This window comes from Deinococcus humi, from assembly GCF_014201875.1.
GTDB lineage: Bacteria > Deinococcota > Deinococci > Deinococcales > Deinococcaceae > Deinococcus > Deinococcus humi.
Window position 1 is genome coordinate 388,213 of sequence record NZ_JACHFL010000002.1, and the last position, 23,435, is coordinate 411,647.

A 23,435-nucleotide genomic window follows, 5' to 3' on the forward strand; every position below is an offset into this window, starting at 1 on the left:
GCCGGTTTGCCGGTCGGGCTGACAACTCAACCCCCCGGAGGCCACCCATGACCACCCAAACTCACCCCACCCGCGTCGGTTACGTTCCCGGAGAACGCGTGCTGGAAGCCGCCGATCTGGAAGTTGCCTACGGTCAGGTGCAGGTGGTCTTCGGCGTGTCGCTGCATGTGGACAAGGGCGAGCTGGTGGGCCTGGTGGGCGGCAACGGCAGCGGCAAGAGCACCATCTTGCGGGTGCTGTCGGGCATGCTCAAGGCCAGATCGGGAAGCGCCACCTACCGGGGACAGAACCTGAACGCCGTGCCGCCGCACCGCATTACCGATATGGGTGTGGCGCATGTGCCGATGGGCCGTCAACTGTTCGGGCAGATGACCGTTGAGGAAAACCTGATCATGGGCGCGTACCTGCCGCGCACCAAGAAGAACCGCGCCGAGAACCTGCAAAAGGTCTACGACTTCTTTCCCCGACTGACCGAGAAGCGCCGCTCGGCCGCCGCCGCCCTGTCCGGTGGGGAACAGCAGATGGTGGCGATTGGCCGCGCCCTGATGAGCGAGCCCGAAGTGCTGCTGATGGACGAGCCGTCGCTGGGGCTGGCCCCACTCGTCGTTTCGGAGGTCATGCGCGTGATCGGCAGCCTGCGTGAACTGGGATTGACCGTGCTGCTGGTGGAGCAGAACGTGCGGCAGGTCTTGAAGGTGACGGACCGGACCTACGTGCTGGAACTGGGCAGCCTGGTCAAGGAGGGGCCGAGCAGGGAACTGATGGGAGACCCGGAGATCATCAAGGCGTATCTGGGCGTTTAGCCGGCGTTGGTCGGGAAGGAGAGGCTTCTGGGCCTCTCCTTCTTATTTTGTGCGCCAGCGGGTCGGATCAGCCAGTTCGGCGGGCATGCCAGACAGGCGGCTGATCGTTGCGGCGACCCGCAGGGTCACAGGATGGGGCGGGGCGTTTTTCTCGGCCAGCTCCACGGCCCGGCGCATGGCCGGCAGCGGATCAGGCAGCACCCGGCCATGCCCAACCGCCAGAAAACGCGCTGGGAGGTCCAGCAAGAATCTGGCGCTGTGAACCGTCCGGGCCAGATCCTCGGTGCCGAAGGAGGGTAATGGAAACACGGCGTTCACGACGCTGGCCACCCGCAACCCCGGGATGTTGACGAAAGTGTCCCCGGCGTACAGTGTGCCGTCGCGCTCGTCAAAGTAGGCGAGGTGGCCCGGCGAGTGTCCGGGCGTGTTCAGCACCTGCAGACTTTCCACTCTGTCGCCGCCGCGCAACAACCTCGAGGGTGCGGTGCGGACGCCGCCACGGGCCAGCTGCTCCGCGTCGTTCTCGCCCACCAGAACTTCCAGGTCCGGCATTGCCTTTTTCAGGGCGTCGACGCTGCCGACGTGATCTGGGTGGGGATGGGTCAGGGCCACGCGACGCAGTGGTCTGCCCGTGCGCCTGACCGCTGCCAGAACACGCTTTTCCAGACCCGGAATCCCCGCGTCGATCAGGGTCAGGCCGTCTTTCTCCGGCACCAGATACGAATTGACCATTCCGAACTGGGCGAGGCGAATGGGCGCCTGATTCATCGGGTTCCTCCCTGAAGAACACTGAGAAGGGCGAGACCAAGGAATGCGGCAGCGGGCAGCAGCCCGGCGGTGGCGAGGAGAGCGGCGCAGGCCAGCATGAAGACAGCCAGTTTGGCCAGCTGCCAGGCGAGGCCCCGAACAGGACGGGAGGCGCGTGGGGAGAGGAACGCTCCCCAGAAGACGGTCAGAACCAGCGGCGCGGCGATCAGTCCAGGCCAGCCCGCAGTCTGCTGGTCCCACACGCCGACGGCGACGACAGCGGCAAGTTCCAGACAGAAAGCCAGCCCATCCCAGGGGGTGATCTCTAGGCGAACACTGTTCGTATTCATAATCAACACTGTACGTCTGTGAAGGGAGGCTGTCAAGACGTACACTGTTCTCAATGCCATATCCCGCCAAGCTCAACCCCGAACAGATTCTGGATGCCGCCCAGACGTTGCTGGAAACGTCAGGCCCGGATGGACTAAGTATGCGGACCCTGGCCGACGCCCTCTCGGTCCGGCCCAGCAGCCTCTACCGCCACCACGCCAGCCGTGAAACGCTGTTGGTGGCGCTGGGGGATCGAGCAGCCGGAGCGTTGCAGGAGGCACTCCTGCGCGCCACGGCCGACAGGACGGCGAGGGCCGGGGCCGAGGCCGCCTCACACGCCTATCTGGACTACGCCCGGCAGCATCCACACCTCTATGCACTGTTGCTGACCAAGGGGGAGGAGCAGTCCCCAGCAGGGTTGGCGGGCACGGCGGGCAAGCGACTCTGGAGCGCACTGCTGGAGGTGGTGGGGCAGCTGAGCGGCAACCTCGACGACACAGATCACGCCGTCGCTCTCTGGACCTTTCTCCATGGTTTCGCGGCGCTAGAACGCAGCGGCATGTTCGGTGCCAGTGGCCCCAGGGGTGGGCTGAAGGTTGGCCTGACGGCCCTGCTGGACGCGATGGAGTCGGCCCATGCCACCCGTAAGCCGTCTTCCTGAACATCCCGCCCGGCCCCGCGTACACTGCGTCTATGAGTCCCCGTCGCCAGACCGTCACTGCCAACGTGGGAGGCGTCCTGATCGGCAGCGCCCACCCGATCGTCGTGCAGAGCATGACCAACACCGACACCGCCAACGCCGAAGCCACCGCCATTCAAGTGGCGCAACTGGCCCGTGCGGGCAGCGAACTGGTGCGCGTGACCGTCAATACCCGCGAGGCCGCTGCCGCCGTCCCCGAACTGATCGCCCGGCTGGAAGAGGTGGGCCTGAATGTCCCCATCGTGGGCGACTTCCACTACAACGGCCACATTCTGCTGCGTGAGTTTCCCGAGACCGCTCGCCTGCTGGCCAAGTACCGCATCAATCCGGGCAACGTCGGAGCCGGGCAGCATCACGACGCCAATTTCGCCACCATGATTGAGGTGGCCAAGGAGTTCGATAAACCCGTCCGCATCGGCGTGAACTGGGGCAGCCTGGACCAGCAGGTGCTGGCGCGGCTGATGGACGAGAACGCGGTGAAGGGCAGCCCCAAGTCGGGCACCGACGTGATGATCGACGCCATGGTGGTCTCGGCGCTGGAGAGTGCGGCCTACGCCGAGGGGCTGGGCCTGGCCCACGACAAGATCCTGATCTCGGTCAAGGTGTCGAGTGCGCCGGAGCTGTGGCAGGTCTACCGCCAGCTGGCTGCTAAGTGCGACTATCCCCTACACCTCGGCCTCACCGAGGCGGGCATGGGCATGAAGGGTATCGTGGCCTCGTCGGTGGCGCTGTCTCCTTTGCTCACCGAGGGCATCGGAGACACCATCCGGGTCTCTCTGACCCCTGAACCCGGAGCCTCGCGCAAGCTGGAAGTGGAGGTGGCCCAGCAGATCCTGCAAAGCCTGGGGTTGCGTCAATTTCTGCCGCAGGTCACGAGTTGCCCGGGTTGCGGGCGCACCACTTCCATCTTCTTTCAGGAACTGGCGCAGAAGATCCAGGATTACATTCGCGACACCATGCCCAGCTGGAAAGCAAAGTATCCAGGGGTGGAGGAGATGCAGGTGGCCGTGATGGGCTGCATCGTCAACGGCCCCGGCGAGAGCAAGCACGCCAACATCGGCATCTCGCTGCCCGGCACGGGCGAGGACCCACGTGCCCCGGTGTATCAGGATGGCAAGCTACTCAAAACCCTGAAAGGCCCCAGGATCGCTGAGGAGTTTCAGGAGTTGCTGGAGGCATATGTGGAGCGGCGGTATGGACAGCAAACCCTCTCCGTCTGAGGTTAATCCTCAATGGGTGACGCCGATCCTGTCGCCAGAACAATGGATACTTGTGCCGGGCGCTGTTGTCAAAGCGCTAGAGCTGTGCGGTGTGAACGACGTGATCACCATGCATGGCTGGACAGAATCTGAATTTGCAGATTGCCCCGAGTTTGAAAGTCTGCAATGGGTGGATGTATGGGTCATGCCCGCCGATTTAATCAACGTGATCGCCCAGCGGGAAGCACTTGGTTTTACCCTGGGACGTGATGATTGGTGGATCCGTGGCTGTAGCTCTGCGCCTTTCGAGCTTCTGTGCTGCCATGAATCTGATGTGCATCTTGAAACGGTTAATCTGCAACTGGCGGACCAATTTCGGATGGTGTTTTCCGGCTGCGGTTTGGACTTGCGGCAGGTTGTGAACTGAGTTGGCTTGCGCCTTAAGATCTGCGTTTGCGCTCCCTTCACCCTGAGCACGTTCGCGCCCGCGCCCGTTAAGCTCTGGGCATGGACATCTGGGGTACTGGACCATTTGAAAACGAGGCGGGGGCGGCCTTCGCCGACGAGGTTGTGCAGGACGGTGAGTTTGCCTTGGCCGAGGCCTTCGACGTGGCCCTGGATCCCGACACCGATTTTCTGGCCGCCGAGGAAGGGCACCGCACCCTGGCCGCCGCCGAGATCCTGGCCGCCGTGCTGGACGGTGACACACAGAACATCGTCAGCGCCCGACTACGGTCCTGGGTGCAGGAGGCGGACGCAGTGGACCTCGCCCCACTGCGCGACGTGGCGCGCGACGCTGTAGGGCGCGTTGTCGGCCCGGAGAGCGAACTGCCGGACCTGTGGGCCGAAAATGCCGATGCCGACGAGTGGCTGGGCACGGTTCAGGGCCTGCAGATGCGGCTGGAAGGCTAAAGAAATGGACCGTGGGATTATTGCCACGGTCCGTTTTCATAGTCGGCATTAAACCACGGCGGGTTCCACGTATTCGCCATACACGGTCTTCAGCACGTCCATCTGTTCGCCCAGCGTGACGTAGGCGTGGGCGCATTCCAGGAAGGCGGGCATGGAGTTGGCCCCGGTGACGGCGGTGTCGCGCAACTCGGCCAGGGCTTTGTCCACCCGTGCCGGATCGCGTTCGCGCCGCACCTGGGCCAGCCGCGCTTCCTGCACGCGTTCCACTTCAGGGTCGATCAGCTGGATCGGCACTTCCACGGCGTCCTGCACGAAGTCGTTGACGCCCACGATGATGCGGTCCTTGGTCTCCACCTCGCGCTGGTAGCGGTAGGCGGCCTCGGCCATTTCCAGCTGGAAGAAGCCATTGTCGATGCCCTCTTCCACGCCGCCCATCATGCGAATCTGCTCGATATAACCCATGGCGGCGCTCTCGATGTCGTCGGTCAGTTTCTCGACGTAGTAGCTGCCCGCCAACGGGTCCACCACCCCGGCCACACCCGTCTCGTAAGCGATGATCTGCTGGGTCCGCAGGGCGATCGTGGCCGCTTCCTCGGTGGGCAGGGCAAGCGCCTCGTCGAAGGCGTCCGTGTGCAGGCTCTGCGTGCCGCCCAGCACAGCGGCCAGCGCCTGAATGGCAACGCGGGCGATGTTGTTCAGCGGCTGCTGAGCGGGCAGGGAGACCCCGGCGGTCTGCGAGTGCGTCCGCAGCATCCAACTCTTGGGGTTCTTCGCACCGTAGCGGTCCCGCATCTGCCGCGCCCAGATCCGGCGGGCCGCACGCAGTTTGGCGATTTCCTCGAAAAAGTCGTTGTGGATGTCCCAGAAGAAGCTGATGCGCGGCGCGAACTCGTCGATGTCCAGCCCACGTTCTAGCGCCTTCTCCACGTAATGGAAGCCGTCGGCCAGCGTGAAGGCCAGTTCCTGCACACCCGTCGCCCCGGCCTCACGGATGTGATAGCCGCTGACGGAAATGAAGTTCCACTTGGGGACCACTTTCGGGCCCCACTCGAAGGTATCGATCACCAGCTTCACGCTGGGCGCGGGCGGGTAAATGAATTCCTTCTGAGCGATGAATTCCTTGAGAATGTCGTTCTGGATGGTGCCGCCGATCTTGTTCAGGTCCTTGCCCTGTTTCTGCGCGTTGGCGATGTACATCGCCCAGATGGCATTGGCGGGGCTGTTAATGGTCATGGACGTGGTGACGGTCTCAGGATCGATGCCCTGAAACAGAATCTCCATGTCGGCCAGCGAACTGACCGCCACGCCGCACTTGCCCACCTCGCCACGTGAAAAGTGGTGGTCCGAGTCGTAGCCCATCAGCGTGGGCAGGTCAAAGGCGGTGGACAGGCCCGTCTGGCCGGCCCGCAGCAACGCGTGGAAGCGCTCGTTGGTCTGCTCGGCGCTGCCGAAGCCCGCGAACATCCGCATGGTCCACAACTTCCCCCGGTACACGCTGGGCTGCACGCCGCGCGTGTACGGGAACTCGCCGGGGTAACCCAGATCGCGCTCGGCGTCCCAGTCCTTCAGGTCGTCCGCCGTGTAGATCGGCTCCGGGTCCATGTCGGACAGGTTGGTGAAGTTGTATTTGCGCTCTGGAAATTTCTGCGTGGCAGGCCCGTAGACGCTGCTCATCCACTCGTTTTTCGTCTTCATATGGTCCTCCGGCAGTCGGTGAGGCTCTGGAAACTAACGCTCGTTAGGTTGGCTTCCAGAGTAGCAGAAGCCATGTAAGCCATGCGGCCCATCCCTTCGGCGTCGCTTGTGATTTACGCTGGGATCAGTGGATTTTGAAAACCTGCCAACTGCCGCCGATCTGGCCCGCTTCGCCTTGGCGGCCCAGCACCTGCGGACCCTGGAGTGGTGCCCCGAGTCGGAACGGCTGGCGAATCTGACCGAGGAACATGCCTTTGACCTGCAGCTTGCCACCGATCTGGAGCTGGCGGAACAGCGGGCCGCCTTCATCAACGTCGGGCCGCCCGCTGAGGCGTATCTGAACCGCTGGGTCATTGCCTCGCCCGGTCTGGACGCCATGCTCAGTATCCGTTTCAAGGGGTTGGACGTGAGCAAGCCATTTGTCGATGTCAGCGTGACTTCGCGCCCAGTGGGAACCGGTGATCTGGCGGCGCTGGTTGAGGTGGCCGCGCGTGAATACCGTGGTTTCAACGCGCCCAGAATCCGGATCTGGAGTGCCGATGGGACGTTCGCCGGTCTGCGCCCCGATCAGCGGGTGCTTGCTGCGCCGCTGGCCGAATTGAGTGGGGGAGAGGTGGCCCCTGACATCAGCTTGAGACGAACTGCCGATCTCTCGCACTATGCCGCTGCTCAGGCGGCCTACGCCGCCGTGGACGCCGCTCATCCGGAGCATCCGGGCCAGGCCGGCCTGCTGTCCGAGGAGGATTTGCAGGAGACTATCGAAGCCGGGACCATGTTCGACGTGTTCTGGCAGGGTGAGTGGAGTGGCTATGCGGGCACGCTGGCCAAAACCAAGAACGGATTGCCAGCCCAGTCTGTTCAGGAAATGCTCCTCGCTCCGCACGCACGCGGGCATGGCCTCGGTTCCTCGCTCTCGGTTCTGCTGGCCCGTCACCTGCCCACAGACGTGCGGGTGCTCAGCGGCACCATCCACGGCGACAACCGGGGCGCACAGACGGCGGCGCGGCGGGCCGGGCGGCACGACATCGGCGGCTGGTGGTGGGTGCCGACAGTGAACTGAGCATTATCCCGCACGGGTCGATTGTGGAGCACAATGCAGGTCATGCGAACCATCAAACTTGGAACCAGCGCTCTGGATGTGCCCGTCGTCGCCGTGGGCATGATGCGAATCAACACTATGAGCAAGGCAGAAGTGCAGACGCTGATCGGTACCGCGATGGACCACGGCGCCAATTTCTTCGATCACGCCGACATCTATGGCAAGGGCGCATGCGAGGAAATCTTTGCCGACGCCGTGGGCATGGACAGCAGCGTGCGCGAGACGATGATCCTGCAATCCAAGTGCGGCATCCGGGAAGGCATGTTCGATTTCTCGAAGGAACACATCCTCACGTCAGTGGACGGCATCCTGAAGCGTCTGAAGACCGACTATCTGGATATCCTGCTGCTGCACCGCCCCGACGCCCTGGTGGAGCCCGAGGAAGTGGCCGCCGCCTTCGATCAGCTGGAGCAGGACGGCAAGGTGCGGCACTTCGGGGTATCCAACCAGCACCCGCGCCAGATCGAGCTGCTGAAGAAGTCCGTCAGGCAGCCCCTGGTCGCCAACCAGCTGCAACTGAGCATCACCAACGCCACCATGATCACGCAGGGCTTCAACGTCAACATGGAAAATGACGAGGCCGTGAATCGCGACGGTGGAGTTTTGGACTACTGCCGCCTGCACGACATCACCATCCAGCCCTGGTCCCCCTTCCAGTTTGGCTTTTTTGAGGGGGTCTTTCTGGACAATCCCAAGTTCCCCGAGCTGAATGCCAAGATTGACGAGATTGCCGCTAAATACGGAGTGAGCAACACAACAATTGCGATTGCCTGGATTCTTCGCCATCCCGCAAAGATGCAGCCGGTGACCGGCACCACCACGCCGGAGCGCCTGGCTGATTGCCTGAAAGCGGCAGATGTTCACCTGACCCGTGAGGAGTGGTACGCGATTCTGCTGGCGGCAGGAAACACGCTGCCCTGAATTGATCTGTGGGGCCGCCCTCCGGTTCGGAGCAATCACGGAGACCTGCTGGACCACACTTGCGGGTCCGCTGCAGGCATCCTGTTCAGCGCCCATAGTGCGTTCCCTGATCTCTTTGGGAGCACCGAATAGAGCGCAGGTGAACCGCGGATGGAGGCTCTTCTTGGCTTAAGTATGAAGATGCATCCGACTTCGGGACTGCCAAAAATGGCCGAAGCTGCACAAACACCGGAGCTTGAGCAAAACTTTCTGGATCCTGGGTGAGACCCCAATCTGCGCGGAGGTGCTTGGGTACAACCAGCAACCTGCCCACCGGGCACGAGGAAATTGACACTTATAGTCTGTCATCTAAATCTCGTGACAGATTGACGCCCAGGCGGCCCCGGTCCGGACTGCCCAAATTACAGAGGCACTGACTGCTATTGGTCAGCGCCTTTTCTTCTACTGTTTCAGTCGGCTGCGCCTGCTGCTTCCGGAACCTTCTGCTCAACGCTCTCGGGTGTGCCGTCCCGGATGTCCTTGTGAATTCCGAAATCCTGCGCGATCAGCCGCGCCGTCATCTTGGCCGACATCATCACGCTGGGGGTACCGCCCCCCGGTTGCGCACCCGCGCCCACCATGTAGAGGTTGCCGATGTCCTCTGAGCGGTTATGCGGGCGGAAGTACGCGCTCTGAACCAGCACCGGTTCGGGACCAAACGCATTGCCCAGGTAGCTGTCCAGGGTGCCCTCGAAATAGTCGGGCGTGATGTACTCGCTGTGGGTCAGGCGTTCCCTTAAATTGGGAATGTAGCCGCGCTCCTCCAGAAAGGTGTAGACGCGCTCCACCAGCTTCGGCCCCTCTGTCTGCCAGTCCAGGCCGCTGGCGTTGTGTGGGACTGGAACCAGCGTGTACGCGGCGTGGTGTCCGGCGGGAGCCAGCGACGGGTCGGTGAGTGTCGGCACATGCAGGTACTGGCTGAAGTCGTTGCCTAGCACCTTGTGGCCAAAGATCTCGGTCAGCAGCTCCTCGTAGCGCGGCCCCAGGATGATGTTGTGGTGGCGCAGGTTCAGCGGGCGGGCCGGGTCGTCGCGGAAACCGAAGTAGATCACCAGCAGGCTCATGCTCTGGCGGGCGGCCCGGACGCGCACGTCGCTGTTGACCAGACGGGCGGCGGCGGGGATGCGCTTAAGGTTGGTGTTGGCCCAGTCGCCGTTGCTTACCACGATGTCGGCGTGCATTTCCTGGCCACTTTCCAGTCTCACGCCACGCGCCGTCCGTGTGCCGATGGGCCGCTTCACGGGCTGGCCGCGTCCGTCCGTCACCAGAATCTCGTCCACGCCCGCGCCGTAGCGGATCTGGCCGCCCAGCTCCTCGAATTTCTGCACGAGGGCGCGGACCAGCGCTCCGGTGCCGCCCATCGCGTAGTGGATGCCCCAGGTCTTCTCCACAAAGTGGATCATGGCGTAGATGGCCGGAACACTCAGGGGATTGCCGCCCACCAGCAGCGTCTCGAAGGAGAAGACCTGCCGCATCTTGGGATTCTGGAAATACTTGCTGGTAAACGAGAACAGCGTGCGAACCGCGTCCAGGCGCATCAGGTCCGGTACGACGCGCAGCATGCTGGGCATGTCGCCGAAGTGGGTGTACCCCAGTTCCAGAAAGCCGCGCTCGAAGATGGCGCGGGCGTCGGCGTGGAAGCCCTCATACCCTTCCAGGTCTTCCGGGGCAAGTTCGGAGATCTGGCGGCGGGTGCTTTCGGGATCGCCGTCATAGTCGAAATAGGTGCCATCGTCGAAATAGATCCGGTAGAACGGCAGAATCGGCACCAGCTTCACGTACTCACGGGTGCGCGGGCCTCCGCTCTCGCCGGACTTGACGCGGGCGTCCTCCGCCAGCGTGTGGGGCGGGTAGTCCGGCTCGGCCAGCATCCCCCGGTCGCGTTCCAGGGCGAACAGTTCCTCAATGAAGTGCGGCACAGTGATCACGGTCGGCCCCATGTCGAACACGTAGCCGTCGTCGGTGCGCTTCTGATACGCCCGGCCCCCTGGCGCGTCCAGACGCTCCAGAATGGTGGTGTCGAAGCCCAGGCTTTGCAGCCGGATGCCCAGCGACAGCCCGCCGATGCCCGAGCCGATGATCAGGGCGGTCTTGCGCCTGCTGGAAGAAGGAGTGCTGGAAGCGAAAGAGGTGGCAGTCATGCTGTGCCCACTACAGCACGTTGAGGAGCGCGGGTCTGTAGCAAGAGGTCAAAGGCGTGCAGAGGCGGTGGCCACATTCAAGGGCCGCTGTCCGCTGTTGAGGTCAGCGTACAGCAACCATGAAATCTGCCGGCCGAATCAGCACGCCGTCGCCGTTGAAGACCGAACGGATGGTGTACGTCCCCGCAGGAACGGGCTGGTTCTGATCGTTCCTGCCCTCCCAGCGGATCTTCTGGAGTTCCCCGGTCTCACCGGGGGCCACGTTGGTGGGGACGATTTGCAGCGTGCAGATGGTGTCCTGCGGGGCAGCTCGAACCACCTGTCCGGCGGCGTTCAGCACCTCAAATTTCACGTCACACGCGCCGTGCTGCAATGAAATGGGGGCGTCACCCGTGTTGGTCAGCAACACGGTCCACATGTTCGTCTGTCCAGCCTGCACGCTTTGAGGGCCTTCCAGTCTGGCCGTGTGGGGTTGATTCAGAGGTGGGTTGATCGCAGGCAATGTCGTGACCGTCGAGGGGGTGACCGGGGTGGCTGGGGCGGGAGCCGCTGGCGTGCTGGGACGGGCACCGCCGCTCAGGGGCAGGGCGGGAATGTCGGCCACGCTGACCTGCGCGTGGGCCTGGGTGTGAATCACGGAACCGCCCAGCAGGGCCAGGGTCAGGAGAAGGGGTCTGTACATGCTCCCAGCCTGAAGCCCTAGACCTGACCCGGGGTGAGGACAGTTCAAGATGCGCCCACCGAACCGTCAGACAACCTTCAGCAGTGCGCTGCTCAGCGCAACAGCTTCAGCACGGCCGCGTACATGGCGACAAAGATCTGTTCCTCCAGTGGTTCGGGACGGTTCCAGGTGGCGCTGACGCACAGCGTCCGGCCCGCTTTTGTGGTGACCTGGGTGGTCAGATTGATCACGCCGATCTCGGAGCCACCCTTGAAGCTGACCCTCTCGAAGTCGGCGGGCGCGGCCACGCCAGGGTTCAGCTGGGTCTCGGGCAATGACGCCACATTGGCCATCAGGCGGCACAGGCGCTGGGCGCTGACGAACCATTCCACGTCTTGCGCGACTGTCTTGCCCTGCGCGAAGAGCCCGGCATTGGGCAGCGGCGCAGCGGTAGCCTGCTCCAGAACCTCGCGCCGTGCGTCCCGGTCCAGCCCTGCCGAGCGGTAGGCGCGCAGCAATTCAATGTTGGCCGGATTCTTCAAAGCGAAGGCTTCGCGGGTACTGGGCATGGCGGTCTGGCCCAGCCGGGCCTCCACCCCCTGGCGGCCCACAGCTTTCAGCAGGAGATCCGTGGCGGTGTTGTCGCTCTGCGAGATCATGCGGGCCGCCAGATCGCGCAGCGTGTATCTGCTGCCGCTCGGCGCGTCCTGTAGGGTGCCGCTGGGCAGGCTCCTGTCCGCGTCGGTCAGCGTAACCTCATCAGTCCATTGCTTCTCGCCGCGCGTGACCTGCGCCTGCAATTCTCCCAGAATCGCCAGCTTAAAGGCCGAGCCGACGGCCAGGAGTTTGCGGCTGTTCAGATCGGCCAACGGCTGAGGCTGGCCCACCTCCTGCACGAGCAGGCTGACCTGTCCGGGCAGGGCGGCAAAGGCGGCGCGGGCCTCGTCCAGGCTGGCGTAAGAGATGTCCGGTGCGGCGGGCCGCAACAGCAGGCTGGTGAAACGGCCCTGATCGTCCAGGCCGACGCCGGACGCTTCCCAGGCTCCCTTCTCGAAGGTCAGACGGTATCCCGCGTTCATGATCTGGACGTTCTGGAGCGCTCCCGACCCCGCGCGAATGGCTGCAAACGTCTTGCTCAGCTCGTCGGCGCTGACCTGTTCCAGAAACGATGGGCTGATCAGCGATAGATCCAGCGGCTCAACTTTGAACAGGCCCTCGAGGAGCGACGCCACCTTCGCCTGCTCGCTCTGCGCCGCCGCCGGATCAGCCGCTGCCGACGCCGGGCCAGGCACCGCGCCGAAAGCGGTCAGCCGCCCCTGATCGTCCAGCGAGGCCACCGTGACGACCAGCGTGCCGCGCCCGTAAACGGCCAGAGGTTGACCCTGCAAGGTGTCCATCCGCACGAACCTCCCGAACTGCGTGGGCAGGCTGCGGAGCTGGGCGGCGATGGTCTCGAACGGCACCTGCGCCAGAAAGTCTGGTGAGAACCACTCGGCCCTCAGCTCAGGAGCCGAGAGCAGGCGGGTCAGGGCCTCGGTCTGCGTGATGGCCTGCGCCTGCGCCGAAGCAGAGGCGATCAGGACACTGGCCGTCAGGGTCAGAAGTGGTCTGTTCATGCTCTCCGATATGGGGCGGGCGCCGGAAAGGTTGCCCCGCGTACACTTCACGCGGCCTTAACGGCCTGCCTTCCCTCCCGGCAGCCCATGCTTTAGACTGATCGCATGATCCGCTCTGCGCTTACCACCAGGGGACCACGCGACTAGCCCGAGGCTTGTCCGCGCGTCCCCGGCTGTGTCTGGCCGGGGCTTTTTTTGGTTCCCACCACGGCCCCACTGCCACCGACTTTCAGACCTTCAAATTTCCACAGGAGTTGTCATGACCCACACCGACGAACACCCCATCAACATTCAAGAACCCCGCGCCGAGCGTTACAACCCTCACGCCATCGAGCAGAAATGGCAGGATCGCTGGGCCGCAGAAGGACTGTACCGCTTCGACGAGGATGGCCCCGGCGAGAAGTTTTACGCGCTGACCATGTTCCCGTACCCCAGCGGCAACCTGCACATCGGCCACTGGTACGCCAACGTCGCCCCCGACGCCCGCGCGCGCTGGATGCGGATGCGCGGCTACAACGTCCTGTTTCCGATGGGCTTCGACGCCTTCGGGCTGCCCGCCGAGAATGCGGCGATCAAGAACAATGTCGATCCGGCGAAGTGGACGTACAGCAACATCGCGTCCATGACCGCGCAGTTTCAGCGGATGGGGACCATGATCGACTGGAGCCGTCAGTTCGCCACCAGTGATCCGGAGTATTACCGCTGGAACCAGTGGTTCTTCACCGAGTTCTTCAAGCGCGGTCTGGCTTACAAGAAGGGCGGGCTGGTCAACTGGTGTCCCAAGGACCAGACGGTCCTGGCGAACGAACAGGTCGTGAACGGCCACTGCGAACGCTGCGGCACGGCGGTGGAACGCCGCAACCTGAACCAGTGGTACCTGAAAATCACCGACTACGCCGACGAACTGCTGGACTTCTCCGACACGGATATGCCCGAGCGCGTGCGGGCCATGCAGACCAACTGGATTGGTAAGTCGGTGGGCGCGGAGATCGTCTTCGACACTCCTGCCGGACCGGAGACCGTGTTCACCACCCGCCCCGACACCATCATGGGCGCCACCTTTCTGGTGCTGGCTCCCGAACACGCCAAGGTGGCCGAACTGACCACCGACGGGCAGCGTGAGGTCGTCGAGGCTTACATCAAGGCGGCAGGCCGCAAGACCGACGTGGAGCGCCAGCAGGACGTGGGTGAGAAAACCGGCGTATTCACCGGGTCTTTCGCTACCCATCCCATCGGTGGCCATCAGGTGCCGATCTGGGTGGCGGATTACGTGCTGGTCACCTACGGCACCGGTTCGATCATGGCCGTTCCTGCCCACGACGAGCGCGACTTCGCCTTTGCCCGCAAATTTGGCCTGGACATCACCGAGGTCATCCGTGCCGAGGGGGCCCAGCCTATGGACGCCCAGACCGAGGCGGCCTACAGCGGCCCCGGCATGATCGTGAACAGCGGCGAATTTGATGGCCTGCCCGGCGGCAAGGCCAGCATCGACACCGTCATTGAAAAGCTGGAGGCGGCGGGCGTGGCGAAGGCCAAGACCACCTACCGCCTGCGCGACTGGCTGCTGGCCCGCCAGCGCTACTGGGGCACGCCCGTGCCCATTGTGTACTGCCCCGATCACGGCGCTCAGCCTGTGCCCGAAGACCAGTTGCCCGTCAGGCTGCCCGAGTTCAAGGGCTTTACCGCCAGCGGTCAGAGTCCCCTGAAGCTGGATCACGAGTGGATGCAGACCACCTGCCCGGTCTGTGGCGGCCCCGCCGAGCGCGACACCGACACCATGGACACTTTCGTCGACAGCAGCTGGTACATGTACCGCTTCCTGTCGCCGCACGACGATCAGCACCCGTTTGATCCGGCCAAGGCAGGATTGCTGCCCGTCGATCTGTACACCGGGGGGATCGAACACGCGATTCTGCACCTGCTGTACAGCCGGTTCTGGACCAAGGTGATGCGTGACATGGGTCTGACCACCCAGAACGAGCCGTTCGCGTGGCTGCGAAATCAGGGCATCATCCTGGGTGAGGACGGCGAGAAGATGAGCAAGTCGCGCGGCAATGTCGTGGACCCGGATGATCTGGTCCGCGAGTACGGGGTGGATACGGTGCGAACCTACCTGATGTTCATCGCGCCGTGGGAGGTGGGCGGCCCATGGGACCCCCAGGGCATCAACGGTCCGTCCAAATGGCTGGGCCGCGTGTGGACGCTGTTCTTTGGCGAACGCACCGCTGGCCCCGACGAGGCTGTGAGCGTGGCCGACTTGCGCTACGCGGTGCACAGCACCCTGAAGAAGGTCACCGGCGACTTTGACCGCCTGAGCTTCAACACCATCGTCGCCGCGCTGATGGAGCTGACGAATACGCTGGTGCGTGCCCGCCGCTCGCCCGCCTACGCCACACCCGAGTGGGACGAGGCGTTGGATATCTTCAACCGCATGCTGGCGCCGGTGGTCCCGCATATCGCCGAAGAAATCTGGCATGAGCGCGGCATGGAAGGCAGCGTGCATGTCCAGTCCTGGCCCGCCACCGACGAGACGGCGGCCACGCGTGACACCGTCACCATAGGCGTGCAGGTGGGCGGCAAGGTGCGCGGCCAGATCAGCATTTCCAAGACCGCCGCTCAGGACGACGCGCTGGCTGCCGCCCGTGCCCAGCCGGATGTCGCCCGCTTTCTGGAGGGCAAGGCGGTGGTCAAGGAGATTTACGTACCAGGGCGGATTATCAATATCGTCGTCTCCTAGTGACACAATTTTAGGTCCGGCCCTCACCACTTAAAGCAAAAAAAGCCCCCACCTGCCTGCGCTTCGGCGTGAGCGGGTGGGAGCTTTTATTGATAACGGCTTAAATTCGAGACGTCTTGTTCCAACACGTCCTGCCGAGCTGAGGCTTCTCCTAGAGGCTGAGGCACGAATCAAGTCGAGAAGCAAGACATCAGAAAGCTCTACCAACGACGTTCTAACATGACGGTGGCTCAGTAGTGGATTGGCCCCCAGGAGGTCAACGCGCTCGGAAATCTGGCGGCATGATTCCCAAAGCCCGGAAGTACACATACCCTTGCCCACGATGATGAATCTCGTTCTCCAAGACGCCGCGCCACACCAGAGGGCCTTATCAAGGAGCGTCGAAGTACACCGCGTCACCCAGATAGACCAGGGACTCACCTGTGGCCGCCACTGGGCGTGAGCGCACCTCGTAGGCGTACACCGCTCCTGGGCCGCCGCTTTCCACGCTGTGCTTGACCAGCACGTTCCACCCCGCCTGCAAGGTCAACTGCGTGTCGGACTTCTTCCTGAAGTCAAACTCGCTGATGCAATCGTATTGCACCTTCACGGTGCCCGCCCGGTCGGCGTAGACCAAGGCCTGCGTGACTTCATCACGCACAGGAGTGGACAGGGAATCCACCGGCCACCCGACATTGCCTGTCTTTGTCAGCGCGCCGCCTGCCAGGACACGCAGCGTGCCCAGACCCAGGTTCATGGCCGGATCGCTGTACTGCTGGGTCTGAACGCTACACGTCCCGCTTGTAAACGGCGTGGTGGTCCAGAACTCTGTGACCGGGGCTAGGGACGACGCAGACACCTGATCAGGTAGCGTCAGAGCGTAGCGGGAGGCGGTGTCAATGACCGTGCTGGCCACTGGCTGCGCGCCAAAGCCGTAGAACGCAGTGGACCCGAGGTTCTCGTTCCAGCCACGGACGCCCACTTCCAGGGTCAGGGTGCGGCCGATGAGCAGGTCGCTGGGCCTTTCCGGAGGGTTGGGGAAGGTCACAAGCACGTGGCCGGTCATTTGCTTGGTGAGCACTGGCTCTGAAGTGGGTTCTTGAGGCGCCGACGTGCGGTCACACGCGGAGATGGCGAGTGTCACGAGCAGCAGGCCACGGGTCACGGATCGGTTCATGGATAGCCGCACTATACGAGGCGGGCAGCTCGTCAATCTCACCGCCTCGCGCTTGATCGGGATGCCTGGGGCGTGCGAGCCCCTACGCGGGACCGTGGTGCTGGTGACGCTACTCGCGGGACAGGACAACCGCGCCGAGCGCGAGCACCAGCAGCGCTTCTTCAGGATGCTGGACACGGTGGAGTGCAGCAGTTGCACTGCAGATGTGCTGGCAGGACTTCCCGGCCCGGTGAGGGCCTCAGCGGATATCGGCCGATGGGCCTCAGTTGATAGACCACTGACAGGGTTACATCTGATGCTCTGGGCAGGGCTCGATGAATTCGACATCCAGCCAGTATTGGGCGGTGTCCCAGTCCGCAGGATTCAGCTCCACAGACCATGCGGCCCACGCAGCTGCTCGGGTGTCCTCATGGCAGCCCAGGTAATCGGCTAGGGCGGTGCGCTCCTGTGCACTGGACAGGTCATCTGAGTCGCCCTGATCAGCGTCATACATGCGCGCGAGCTGATCGGCGATCTCGTCAGGCGTGAGGTCAGCGGGACGCATGGGGGCAGTGTACCCAGGCCGGGCCAGAGCAGCGGCCAGTTCTAGATCTTCCAGAAGGAGGCGGAGCTGCTCCGCATTGGCGCTGGCGTGGGCATCACTCTGCATGGTGCGGGTCATCATGACAGGTCAATTGCTCTGGCAAACACGAGAATGCCTGTTCTCGCCACGCCGAAGCACCGGGAGGGCGCCTTCGATCCTGCGCCCATAGCGCTGCGACGGGGCCGGGTTCACAGCCCCGGATCTCTTTCGGCCCTCTCGTCGTTGAAGCTATCGGTCTGGCGCTGGGCACGGCGCCGCTCCGTTGCCCTGTAACCAACTTCCATCTCGACATCGCCGCTCCGCACGTCGATCAGAACGATGTCGCCCTCTTTCACTCCCGCAGGCAGACTCGACAGGCGCCAGTCCGCGGGGGTGCCGTCTGAAAGCACAACGCGGGCGAAGTGGCCCGCGATGCTCTCAATGACGACATAACTGACTCCCAGCTCCCTCCGCCTTTGCGCCATGCCCCAAAGTAATCCATGGGCGCTTCTGCACTGAATTTGGGTAGCGTGAAGCATGCGGGCAGTCCAGGAACGGTGCGGTGTGGATCTCAATGAACAGGGGAAGCCGATTTCGCTGCACTGGCGGAATCCTGGCGAGGTGGCGTGTTCGCAAGCTATTACCACCTCCCATGGTGGATTTAGGCTCGTCACAGTCCCGTGAGGAGCAGGAGCGCTTACCCGAAGGGGCGGTACCTATCAGACGTTACGCCGCTCCAGATAGACGAGATGGGCTGCCCGCCTGCGCCAGAGCTGTTGTAGATGCCTGCGTACGGGTTCCTCAATCAAGAGGTGCCCAGCGTAAGCTAGGGCCACCGTGCACAAGAACGTCATGGCAAGCCAAGTGGTAGGAGAATGCGCCCATCCTTGCCGGGTGAGCAGCACACCACCCTCCAGCGGAACCAGTTGCAGAAGATAGAAGGCATAGCTAGCCTGCCCCAGCGACACCATGACAGGATGGCCAAGAATCCGTCCCGCGGCCTGCGTTGCTGTCGTTCGGGCGAATCCCATGATCATGAATCCGATCAGTGGAACCAGAACAGCGTTGTGCAGTGGCGCACTGTAGCGCGATCCATTGAGTCCCAGCCAGAAAAACGCCAGCAACACACAGAGAACTGCCTTCTGCCCGGCGTCCTGGCCCTGAGGCTGTCGCAGAAACATCAGACCAAACACCATTCCGGCCACGAATTCTGGTAACCGAAGAACAGGGTTCGTATAGGCCATCTTCCAGGTTTCCTCAGAGGGAAACGCGTATAGAACAGCTCCTGCTAGAGCAGAGGCCACCCAGAGCACCCCCAGGCCAATCCACAACTGCCTGCTGGAAAGCCGTAGAAGATGGGGAAGGAGAAATGGAAAGCAGAGGTAAAAAAACGCCTCACAGGCCAGCGACCACGCACCGCCATGCAGCATAAAGGCCATCGAAGGAAACCAAGTATGCACCAGGCCGAACGACGTCATAGTCGTTAGAATCACCTGGATGACCTGTTGTAGGCTCTGGAGTCCCGCTGGATAGCTCATTGCCACCCACAATGGCAGCGCCAGCAGCAAACTCGCAGCATATAAGGGGTAGATACGTGCGAATCGTGCTCGCCAGAAAGCCATTCTCTCCAATCGGGGACCACCAAACCCATCGGAGTACGCGTAGGCAAGGATAAAGCCTGACAGCATGAAGAACAGCGTCACCCCCACATCGCCAGCGCCTACCACTCCTGCCAGAAAAGGCGGGAGATCTAGTGGCCAGCGGAGATCCACATGAAAGAGGAATACCCACAAGGCAGCCATGAATCGTAACCCCGTTAGCGTGCGTAGTTCAGCTTTCATATCACTACGCTATTGAGCATCCTCTTGCCGCCGCCTTACTCCTGCAGGTAGCGGCTCGACCGCTTCCCTGCGGGAGCCGCTAACTGATGGAGGAGCCGTTTTGACGTGACAGACCTGCCACAGGAGATCAGCGGATGGTGGGTGGCTGGGGCGCAGGACTGAACAAAAAAAGCCCCCACCCGCTCACGCCGAAGCGCAAGGAGGTGGGACTGACTAGTGCGCCCCCTGACAGCTTTCCTGACGTTTGGGGTCTACAGTGCCAGGATGAAAATCGGAATCCTGGGGGCGGGACACATCGGACAGGCACTGGCCCGGCTGTTGGCTGAAGCTGGACACGACGTCGGCCTGAGCAATTCGCGCGGCCCGGAGACCCTCCAGGACCTTACTGAGCGTCTGGGCCATGGCATCCGGGCCTACAGCAGCGAGGACGCCGCCCGCTTCGGCGAACTCGTGATCGAGACGGTTCCCTTCGGCCACTACAACGACCTGCCCACCGCGCAGCTGAACGGCAAGATCGTGATCGACACCGCCAATTACTATCCTGAACGCGACGGCCAGATCGATCTTGGCGGGCTCTCGGAAAGCGCCTTCATGGCCCGTCATCTGGGTGGAGCACGGGTGGTCAAAGCGTTCAACGCGATTCAAGCCGCCCACCTGGAAAGCCAGGGAGATGTCAGTCAGCCGCTCGAGGAGCGCCGTGCGATCCCCATCGCCAGTGACGATGACGAGGCCAAAGCGGTTGTCAGCAGGCTGATCGAGGAGATCGGCTTCGCGCCGGTGGACAACGGGAACCTGGAACAGAGCAAGACCCAGCAGCCAGGCACGCCGATCTACGGCCGGGAGGCGACGGCCGCAAAGGCGCGCGAGTTGCTGGGACTCCACTGATGCAGATCAAGCCGCTGGCACATAGCGCCTGAAGCGACAAGAACCCCCACCCGCCCACGCCGAAGCTCAGGGAAGTGGGGGCTTTTCAGATTCAATCTAGCGCCTCTAGTTGTGGCAAGGCCGGATTCAGCTCATCGCCCGCGAAGACAGGTAAATGTACGCCGCTGCCCACACAGGGCGTCTAGGCCAGGGTCAGGCGGGGAGCAGCTCTCTTGGCGGAACCTGCCCGGTCTTCGCCAGCTCTTGAAGTCGCAGCAGGTCACCAGGGTGCCACAGCACCACGCGGTTGGCCCGGGCCAGTTCCTGTGCGGCGCGCGTATAGCCAGGCCCACTGGTGACCACGACGGCGTACTCGCAGTGGTAGATGGCCTTGGACGCCACGATCTCCTGCACGGCCTTGTTCCCGACGTTGCTGGTGGGGTAGTGCTTGACCTGCACAGCCACCTTTTTGCCCTTCGGTCCGCTGGCGATCACGTCTGCGCCCTGGTCCGCCGATCCCCGGTTGGCGGTAGCGGTCCAGCCGGGCAGCGCCGAGATGACCTGCGCGACGTGCAGTTCTAGCCCTCTAGGATCCAAGGAACGGAGGTCCGCCAGCGCCAGGGCCTTCTGTCGACGGCTCTGCTGCTGCTGCACCTTCATCCAGATGATGATGGCCCCCACGGCAATCACGGCGATCAGCGGCAACCAAAAGCCATTGGCGGCCGCACTGATAACGCCGGCGACCCCCAAAATGATGATGAATGGAAGGGGATTTTCACTTTTTCGCTTACGCTTGCGTCGAGCCATGCGAGTCAGGGTAGGTGGGGAACGGTTACTACGCTCTGACACGGCTATTTCCCAATTTTGTGTCAGCGAGACACATCTCAATTTAGGGTGAGATCTGATACTCCGGGCAGGGCTCAATAAATTCCACGTCGAGCCAGTACTCGGCCTCATCTCACTCTGCCGGGTTCAGTTCGGCGGCCCAAGCGCTCCAGGCTGCGGCCCTTGCTTCCTCGTGGCAGCCCAGGTAGTCCGCCAGGGCGGTCCACTCATCAGGACTGGGCAGGTCATCTGAGTCGCCGTGATCGGCGGCATACAGGCGGGCAAGCTGATCGCACGTCAACCTTGAAGAGGAGGGCTAGCGCGTATGCGGACTGGAGAACATCGGGTGCCAGTAAGGCGTAACGCTACGGTAAATCACCAAGCACCAATCTCTAATCGCGCTTCTATCGTGTCATTGACGGCTTGACGCTTGATAGCGCATACGAAATTCGCGGGTAAACGCTCACCATCCGGAGGGGCGAGCTTAGTCCCCGGTCTCTTTTCTCGGCAAGTTCACTCACGCTAGAGACTGCATCAGCGATATTGCCGTGTGGCTACCCCCAAACAACCCAAGTGGACTCGAGAAGAGGTGATGCTCGTACTAGAACATTCCTTGCGATTAAAAGACCATTCTGTGTGGGACAGGGTTGCAATACGCGAACTTAGTGATGTATTACGCCGCCTGGATTTTCATCCACCGGCGATGATTCACGAAAACTTTCGGAGTGAATCTAGTGTAACAACTAAACTCAAGGGGTTGATGCAAACAGTTGGGGAGATAGAGTCAAATAAATTAGATTATGACTTTGCTCCTGGATCAGGACATCTGGATCGAAAAGTTATCTTGGAATTTGCTGGAGATTACGTAAGATTAAAGAGTTATACGGACTTCTGGCGTAGATATGGTGCTGTTCCTGAATCTGTTTTTCAGGATACCCGGGGGGTGGGTCAACCGCTGGACCTTGAAGAGGGTCGCCGGCTGTTGAAAGAGCATTACAAGCGCGAGCGTAAGCCGCGCATCGTTCGCGAAAAGCTGCAAAGTACGTTGGAACGAGAAGGTCAACTGCTCTGCGAAGTGTGTGGATTCAACTTCAATACCGCTTACGGGAAACTTGGGGAAGGGTTTGCAGAATGTCACCATCTCCAACCGCTGGGGGAACTTCCAGATGATGAGGGCGTCACCACGACGCTCGATGATCTGGCCGTGGTGTGCTCAAACTGCCACCGAATGTTGCACCGAGGTCCAATGATGCTGTCTGTAGAGGGCCTGCGTCTGATCGTTGAAACTCAAGCAGCCATTTTGGATCAAGAAGATGAATTCGGAGCAGATGGAGAGGAATAAAATCCACGTCCGCTAGACTGCCCAGAACCTATGACCACACGAATTTTTGGAGACATCCCAGGCGTGGTTGAAGGCGACGAGTTCCAGGATCGGCAACACCTGCATGACGTGGGCATTCACCCTCCCTTGCAGGCGGGCATCAGCGGCACAGCCAATGAGGGTGCCGATTCGATCGTGTTGTCGGGGGGCTACGAGGATGATTCCGACCTGGGCGACGTCATCGTGTACACCGGCCATGGGGGCCGAGATCCGGCCACCGAACGACAAGTCCGCCATCAAACACTGACTCGAGGCAACATGGCCTTGGCCCGGAGTCAAGTGTTGGGCCTGCCTGTGAGGGTGAGCCGAGGTCACCAGCACCCGTCGCTCTTGTCTCCCACCTCGGGCTACCGGTATGGCGGCCTGTACCGTGTCGAAGACCACTGGTATGAGACCGGGCGCTCGGGCCTTGGCATCTATCGGTTCCGGCTAGTGAAGCTCACTGCAGACCTCTTCGGTCCAGCGACGAGAGAAGACAGTGAATCCCTGGGGCCGGCGGCACGCAAGTTGGTGACGGTGCAAAGGTTGGTCCGGGACACGGCCGTGGCCAGGCAAGTCAAGGAAATACATGCCTTTGCCTGTCAGATGTGTGGTGAACGGTTGACCAGCCCCGCCGGCGCCTATGCAGAGGCTGCCCACATCCGGCCGCTTGGTGCCCCGCACCATGGGCCCGACATCTTGACGAATGTGCTCTGCCTATGTCCGAATCACCACGTGTTGTTCGACTTAGGCGCGGTGTCCATTCAAGACGATTTTTCCCTCATCGGCATGGACGGTATATTGCGCCGCCACCGACGTCATCTAGTTGACCTAGTCCACATCCAGTACCACCGTGAGAGGTATACCTGTGGCCAGATTGTGCCGTTTTTTCAGGCGGAATCAAGGTGAGGAGCGTGTCCAAACGGCCTAGCACACGGTAGGCCAGATCCAGCCGTATCCATTCCAGCGGCAGCCCCGCTGACTGACAATGCCATCCGTTACATCACTCGCAACTTCAACATGTGCACTACTCCAGAAAGCAGGGTGGCGAAGATGGAGACGTCGAAAAGCAAGGGAGTGCACCGAATATCAAATCTCTCCCTGAGATGCCTACGTTCATGTCACACTTCCCCTATGCGCCTGCTTGCCTTGCTCATGTCAGCAGTCTTCGGTTTCGGCGGTCAGGCTGTAGCCTCCATTGATTCGGCAGCCCAGCGCCTAACCACT

At 62.2% G+C, this 23,435-nt stretch carries 24 protein-coding genes; 11 read left to right on the forward strand and 13 right to left on the reverse strand.

Going from position 1 to position 23,435, the window contains the following annotated elements:
- Window positions 1–47 precede the first annotated feature (47 nt).
- A complete protein-coding gene (locus HNQ08_RS05455; RefSeq protein ID WP_184128142.1) occupies window positions 48–803 on the forward strand; it encodes an ABC transporter ATP-binding protein in 756 nt (251 codons plus the stop codon).
- Window positions 804–845: 42 nt separating this feature from the next.
- Here HNQ08_RS05455 and HNQ08_RS05460 read toward each other — a convergent pair whose 3' ends face one another.
- Together HNQ08_RS05460 and HNQ08_RS05465 are read right to left on the reverse strand one after the other, a co-directional pair.
- Window positions 846–1,571, reverse strand: a complete 726-nt coding sequence (locus tag HNQ08_RS05460; protein ID WP_184128144.1) for an MBL fold metallo-hydrolase — start codon at window positions 1,569–1,571, stop codon at window positions 846–848.
- A complete protein-coding gene (locus HNQ08_RS05465; RefSeq protein WP_184128146.1) occupies window positions 1,568–1,900 on the reverse strand; it encodes a YrdB family protein in 333 nt (110 codons plus the stop codon). Before HNQ08_RS05465 ends, HNQ08_RS05460 begins: the two co-directional genes overlap by 4 nt.
- A gap of 53 nt (window positions 1,901–1,953) precedes the next feature.
- On the opposite strand from HNQ08_RS05465, the gene HNQ08_RS05470 reads away from it, so the two are divergent.
- The 4 genes from HNQ08_RS05470 to HNQ08_RS05485 all read left to right on the forward strand — a co-directional run bounded on the left by HNQ08_RS05470 (window position 1,954) and on the right by HNQ08_RS05485 (window position 4,691).
- Window positions 1,954–2,541, forward strand: a complete 588-nt coding sequence (locus tag HNQ08_RS05470; protein ID WP_184128148.1) for a TetR/AcrR family transcriptional regulator — start codon at window positions 1,954–1,956, stop codon at window positions 2,539–2,541.
- Window positions 2,542–2,573: 32 nt separating this feature from the next.
- Window positions 2,574–3,800 carry a flavodoxin-dependent (E)-4-hydroxy-3-methylbut-2-enyl-diphosphate synthase gene (ispG, locus tag HNQ08_RS05475; RefSeq protein ID WP_184128150.1) on the forward strand — a complete coding sequence of 409 codons (1,227 nt, stop codon included), beginning with the start codon at window positions 2,574–2,576 and terminating at the stop codon, window positions 3,798–3,800.
- The gene (locus HNQ08_RS05480) at window positions 3,775–4,206 is read left to right on the forward strand and encodes a hypothetical protein (RefSeq protein ID WP_184128152.1); all 432 of its coding nucleotides are present in this window, start codon (window positions 3,775–3,777) and stop codon (window positions 4,204–4,206) included. Before ispG ends, HNQ08_RS05480 begins: the two co-directional genes overlap by 26 nt.
- 80 nt (window positions 4,207–4,286) lie before the next feature.
- A complete protein-coding gene (locus HNQ08_RS05485; RefSeq protein WP_184128154.1) occupies window positions 4,287–4,691 on the forward strand; it encodes a DUF4259 domain-containing protein in 405 nt (134 codons plus the stop codon).
- A 48-nt stretch (window positions 4,692–4,739) separates the two neighbouring features.
- Here the strand turns inward: HNQ08_RS05485 and HNQ08_RS05490 are convergent, their stop codons facing one another.
- Complete coding sequence (locus HNQ08_RS05490; RefSeq protein ID WP_184128156.1) at window positions 4,740–6,386, reverse strand: methylmalonyl-CoA mutase family protein; 1,647 nt, start codon at window positions 6,384–6,386, stop codon at window positions 4,740–4,742.
- Between the two features lie 127 nt (window positions 6,387–6,513).
- On the opposite strand from HNQ08_RS05490, the gene HNQ08_RS05495 reads away from it, so the two are divergent.
- Together HNQ08_RS05495 and HNQ08_RS05500 are read left to right on the forward strand one after the other, a co-directional pair.
- Window positions 6,514–7,446, forward strand: a complete 933-nt coding sequence (locus HNQ08_RS05495) for a hypothetical protein (RefSeq protein WP_221284006.1) — start codon at window positions 6,514–6,516, stop codon at window positions 7,444–7,446.
- Between the two features lie 42 nt (window positions 7,447–7,488).
- Complete coding sequence (locus tag HNQ08_RS05500) at window positions 7,489–8,406, forward strand: aldo/keto reductase (protein WP_184128158.1); 918 nt, start codon at window positions 7,489–7,491, stop codon at window positions 8,404–8,406.
- A 449-nt stretch (window positions 8,407–8,855) separates the two neighbouring features.
- On the opposite strand, the gene crtI is transcribed toward HNQ08_RS05500, so the two are convergent.
- The 3 genes from crtI to HNQ08_RS05515 all read right to left on the reverse strand — a co-directional run bounded on the left by crtI (window position 8,856) and on the right by HNQ08_RS05515 (window position 12,863).
- Complete coding sequence (gene crtI, locus HNQ08_RS05505) at window positions 8,856–10,586, reverse strand: phytoene desaturase family protein (RefSeq protein WP_184128161.1); 1,731 nt, start codon at window positions 10,584–10,586, stop codon at window positions 8,856–8,858.
- 103 nt (window positions 10,587–10,689) lie between these two features.
- Window positions 10,690–11,268 (reverse strand): flagellar hook assembly protein FlgD, encoded by a 579-nt coding sequence (locus HNQ08_RS05510; protein WP_184128163.1) that lies wholly within the window; start codon window positions 11,266–11,268, stop codon window positions 10,690–10,692.
- 92 nt (window positions 11,269–11,360) lie between these two features.
- A complete protein-coding gene (locus HNQ08_RS05515; protein ID WP_184128165.1) occupies window positions 11,361–12,863 on the reverse strand; it encodes a serine hydrolase in 1,503 nt (500 codons plus the stop codon).
- A 259-nt stretch (window positions 12,864–13,122) separates the two neighbouring features.
- Between HNQ08_RS05515 and leuS the strand changes: the two genes are divergently transcribed.
- Window positions 13,123–15,600 (forward strand): leucine--tRNA ligase, encoded by a 2,478-nt coding sequence (gene leuS, locus HNQ08_RS05520; protein ID WP_184128167.1) that lies wholly within the window; start codon window positions 13,123–13,125, stop codon window positions 15,598–15,600.
- A 256-nt stretch (window positions 15,601–15,856) separates the two neighbouring features.
- Here the strand turns inward: leuS and HNQ08_RS05525 are convergent, their stop codons facing one another.
- The 5 genes from HNQ08_RS05525 to HNQ08_RS05545 form a co-directional block, all read right to left on the reverse strand.
- The gene (locus HNQ08_RS05525; RefSeq protein WP_229789700.1) at window positions 15,857–15,958 is read right to left on the reverse strand and encodes a DinB family protein; all 102 of its coding nucleotides are present in this window, start codon (window positions 15,956–15,958) and stop codon (window positions 15,857–15,859) included.
- A 12-nt stretch (window positions 15,959–15,970) separates the two neighbouring features.
- Window positions 15,971–16,756 (reverse strand): hypothetical protein, encoded by a 786-nt coding sequence (locus tag HNQ08_RS05530; RefSeq protein ID WP_184128169.1) that lies wholly within the window; start codon window positions 16,754–16,756, stop codon window positions 15,971–15,973.
- 286 nt (window positions 16,757–17,042) lie between these two features.
- The gene (locus tag HNQ08_RS05535; protein ID WP_229789699.1) at window positions 17,043–17,417 is read right to left on the reverse strand and encodes a hypothetical protein; all 375 of its coding nucleotides are present in this window, start codon (window positions 17,415–17,417) and stop codon (window positions 17,043–17,045) included.
- Window positions 17,418–17,527: 110 nt separating this feature from the next.
- Window positions 17,528–17,803, reverse strand: a complete 276-nt coding sequence (locus HNQ08_RS05540) for a DUF3006 domain-containing protein (protein WP_184128171.1) — start codon at window positions 17,801–17,803, stop codon at window positions 17,528–17,530.
- A 234-nt stretch (window positions 17,804–18,037) separates the two neighbouring features.
- Window positions 18,038–19,159 (reverse strand): acyltransferase family protein, encoded by a 1,122-nt coding sequence (locus tag HNQ08_RS05545; RefSeq protein ID WP_184128173.1) that lies wholly within the window; start codon window positions 19,157–19,159, stop codon window positions 18,038–18,040.
- A 216-nt stretch (window positions 19,160–19,375) separates the two neighbouring features.
- Here HNQ08_RS05545 and HNQ08_RS05550 point away from each other — a divergent pair, with 216 nt between their 5' ends.
- On the forward strand, window positions 19,376–20,044 hold the full coding sequence (locus HNQ08_RS05550) for an NADPH-dependent F420 reductase (protein WP_425321334.1): 669 nt from the start codon (window positions 19,376–19,378) through the stop codon (window positions 20,042–20,044).
- A gap of 192 nt (window positions 20,045–20,236) precedes the next feature.
- On the opposite strand, the gene HNQ08_RS05555 is transcribed toward HNQ08_RS05550, so the two are convergent.
- Together HNQ08_RS05555 and HNQ08_RS05560 are read right to left on the reverse strand one after the other, a co-directional pair.
- Window positions 20,237–20,830 carry a restriction endonuclease gene (locus HNQ08_RS05555; protein ID WP_184128177.1) on the reverse strand — a complete coding sequence of 198 codons (594 nt, stop codon included), beginning with the start codon at window positions 20,828–20,830 and terminating at the stop codon, window positions 20,237–20,239.
- A gap of 151 nt (window positions 20,831–20,981) precedes the next feature.
- A complete protein-coding gene (locus tag HNQ08_RS05560) occupies window positions 20,982–21,149 on the reverse strand; it encodes a hypothetical protein (protein ID WP_184128179.1) in 168 nt (55 codons plus the stop codon).
- Between the two features lie 291 nt (window positions 21,150–21,440).
- On the opposite strand from HNQ08_RS05560, the gene HNQ08_RS05565 reads away from it, so the two are divergent.
- Both HNQ08_RS05565 and HNQ08_RS05570 read left to right on the forward strand, forming a co-directional pair.
- Window positions 21,441–22,190 (forward strand): HNH endonuclease, encoded by a 750-nt coding sequence (locus HNQ08_RS05565; RefSeq protein WP_184128181.1) that lies wholly within the window; start codon window positions 21,441–21,443, stop codon window positions 22,188–22,190.
- A 30-nt stretch (window positions 22,191–22,220) separates the two neighbouring features.
- Window positions 22,221–23,117 (forward strand): YDG/SRA domain-containing protein, encoded by an 897-nt coding sequence (locus HNQ08_RS05570; RefSeq protein WP_184128183.1) that lies wholly within the window; start codon window positions 22,221–22,223, stop codon window positions 23,115–23,117.
- Window positions 23,118–23,435 lie beyond the last annotated feature (318 nt).

What these genes read in the sequence shown, in the direction of transcription:
- crtI (WP_184128161.1), bottom strand. Translation starts at nt 10,586, where the DNA reads ATGACTGCCACCTCTTTCGCTTCCAGCACTCCTTCTTCCAGCAGGCGC.
- HNQ08_RS05515 (WP_184128165.1), bottom strand. Translation starts at nt 12,863, where the DNA reads ATGAACAGACCACTTCTGACCCTGACGGCCAGTGTCCTGATCGCCTCT.
- HNQ08_RS05485 (WP_184128154.1), top strand. Translation starts at nt 4,287, where the DNA reads ATGGACATCTGGGGTACTGGACCATTTGAAAACGAGGCGGGGGCGGCC.
- leuS (WP_184128167.1), top strand. Translation starts at nt 13,123, where the DNA reads ATGACCCACACCGACGAACACCCCATCAACATTCAAGAACCCCGCGCC.
- HNQ08_RS05570 (WP_184128183.1), top strand. Translation starts at nt 22,221, where the DNA reads ATGACCACACGAATTTTTGGAGACATCCCAGGCGTGGTTGAAGGCGAC.
- HNQ08_RS05455 (WP_184128142.1), top strand. Translation starts at nt 48, where the DNA reads ATGACCACCCAAACTCACCCCACCCGCGTCGGTTACGTTCCCGGAGAA.
- HNQ08_RS05460 (WP_184128144.1), bottom strand. Translation starts at nt 1,571, where the DNA reads ATGAATCAGGCGCCCATTCGCCTCGCCCAGTTCGGAATGGTCAATTCG.
- HNQ08_RS05490 (WP_184128156.1), bottom strand. Translation starts at nt 6,386, where the DNA reads ATGAAGACGAAAAACGAGTGGATGAGCAGCGTCTACGGGCCTGCCACG.
- HNQ08_RS05565 (WP_184128181.1), top strand. Translation starts at nt 21,441, where the DNA reads ATGCTCGTACTAGAACATTCCTTGCGATTAAAAGACCATTCTGTGTGG.
- HNQ08_RS05480 (WP_184128152.1), top strand. Translation starts at nt 3,775, where the DNA reads ATGGACAGCAAACCCTCTCCGTCTGAGGTTAATCCTCAATGGGTGACG.
- HNQ08_RS05510 (WP_184128163.1), bottom strand. Translation starts at nt 11,268, where the DNA reads ATGTACAGACCCCTTCTCCTGACCCTGGCCCTGCTGGGCGGTTCCGTG.
- HNQ08_RS05540 (WP_184128171.1), bottom strand. Translation starts at nt 17,803, where the DNA reads ATGGCGCAAAGGCGGAGGGAGCTGGGAGTCAGTTATGTCGTCATTGAG.
- HNQ08_RS05545 (WP_184128173.1), bottom strand. Translation starts at nt 19,159, where the DNA reads ATGAAAGCTGAACTACGCACGCTAACGGGGTTACGATTCATGGCTGCC.
- HNQ08_RS05555 (WP_184128177.1), bottom strand. Translation starts at nt 20,830, where the DNA reads ATGGCTCGACGCAAGCGTAAGCGAAAAAGTGAAAATCCCCTTCCATTC.
- HNQ08_RS05530 (WP_184128169.1), bottom strand. Translation starts at nt 16,756, where the DNA reads ATGAACCGATCCGTGACCCGTGGCCTGCTGCTCGTGACACTCGCCATC.
- ispG (WP_184128150.1), top strand. Translation starts at nt 2,574, where the DNA reads ATGAGTCCCCGTCGCCAGACCGTCACTGCCAACGTGGGAGGCGTCCTG.
- HNQ08_RS05535 (WP_229789699.1), bottom strand. Translation starts at nt 17,417, where the DNA reads ATGACCCGCACCATGCAGAGTGATGCCCACGCCAGCGCCAATGCGGAG.
- HNQ08_RS05500 (WP_184128158.1), top strand. Translation starts at nt 7,489, where the DNA reads ATGCGAACCATCAAACTTGGAACCAGCGCTCTGGATGTGCCCGTCGTC.
- HNQ08_RS05470 (WP_184128148.1), top strand. Translation starts at nt 1,954, where the DNA reads ATGCCATATCCCGCCAAGCTCAACCCCGAACAGATTCTGGATGCCGCC.
- HNQ08_RS05465 (WP_184128146.1), bottom strand. Translation starts at nt 1,900, where the DNA reads ATGAATACGAACAGTGTTCGCCTAGAGATCACCCCCTGGGATGGGCTG.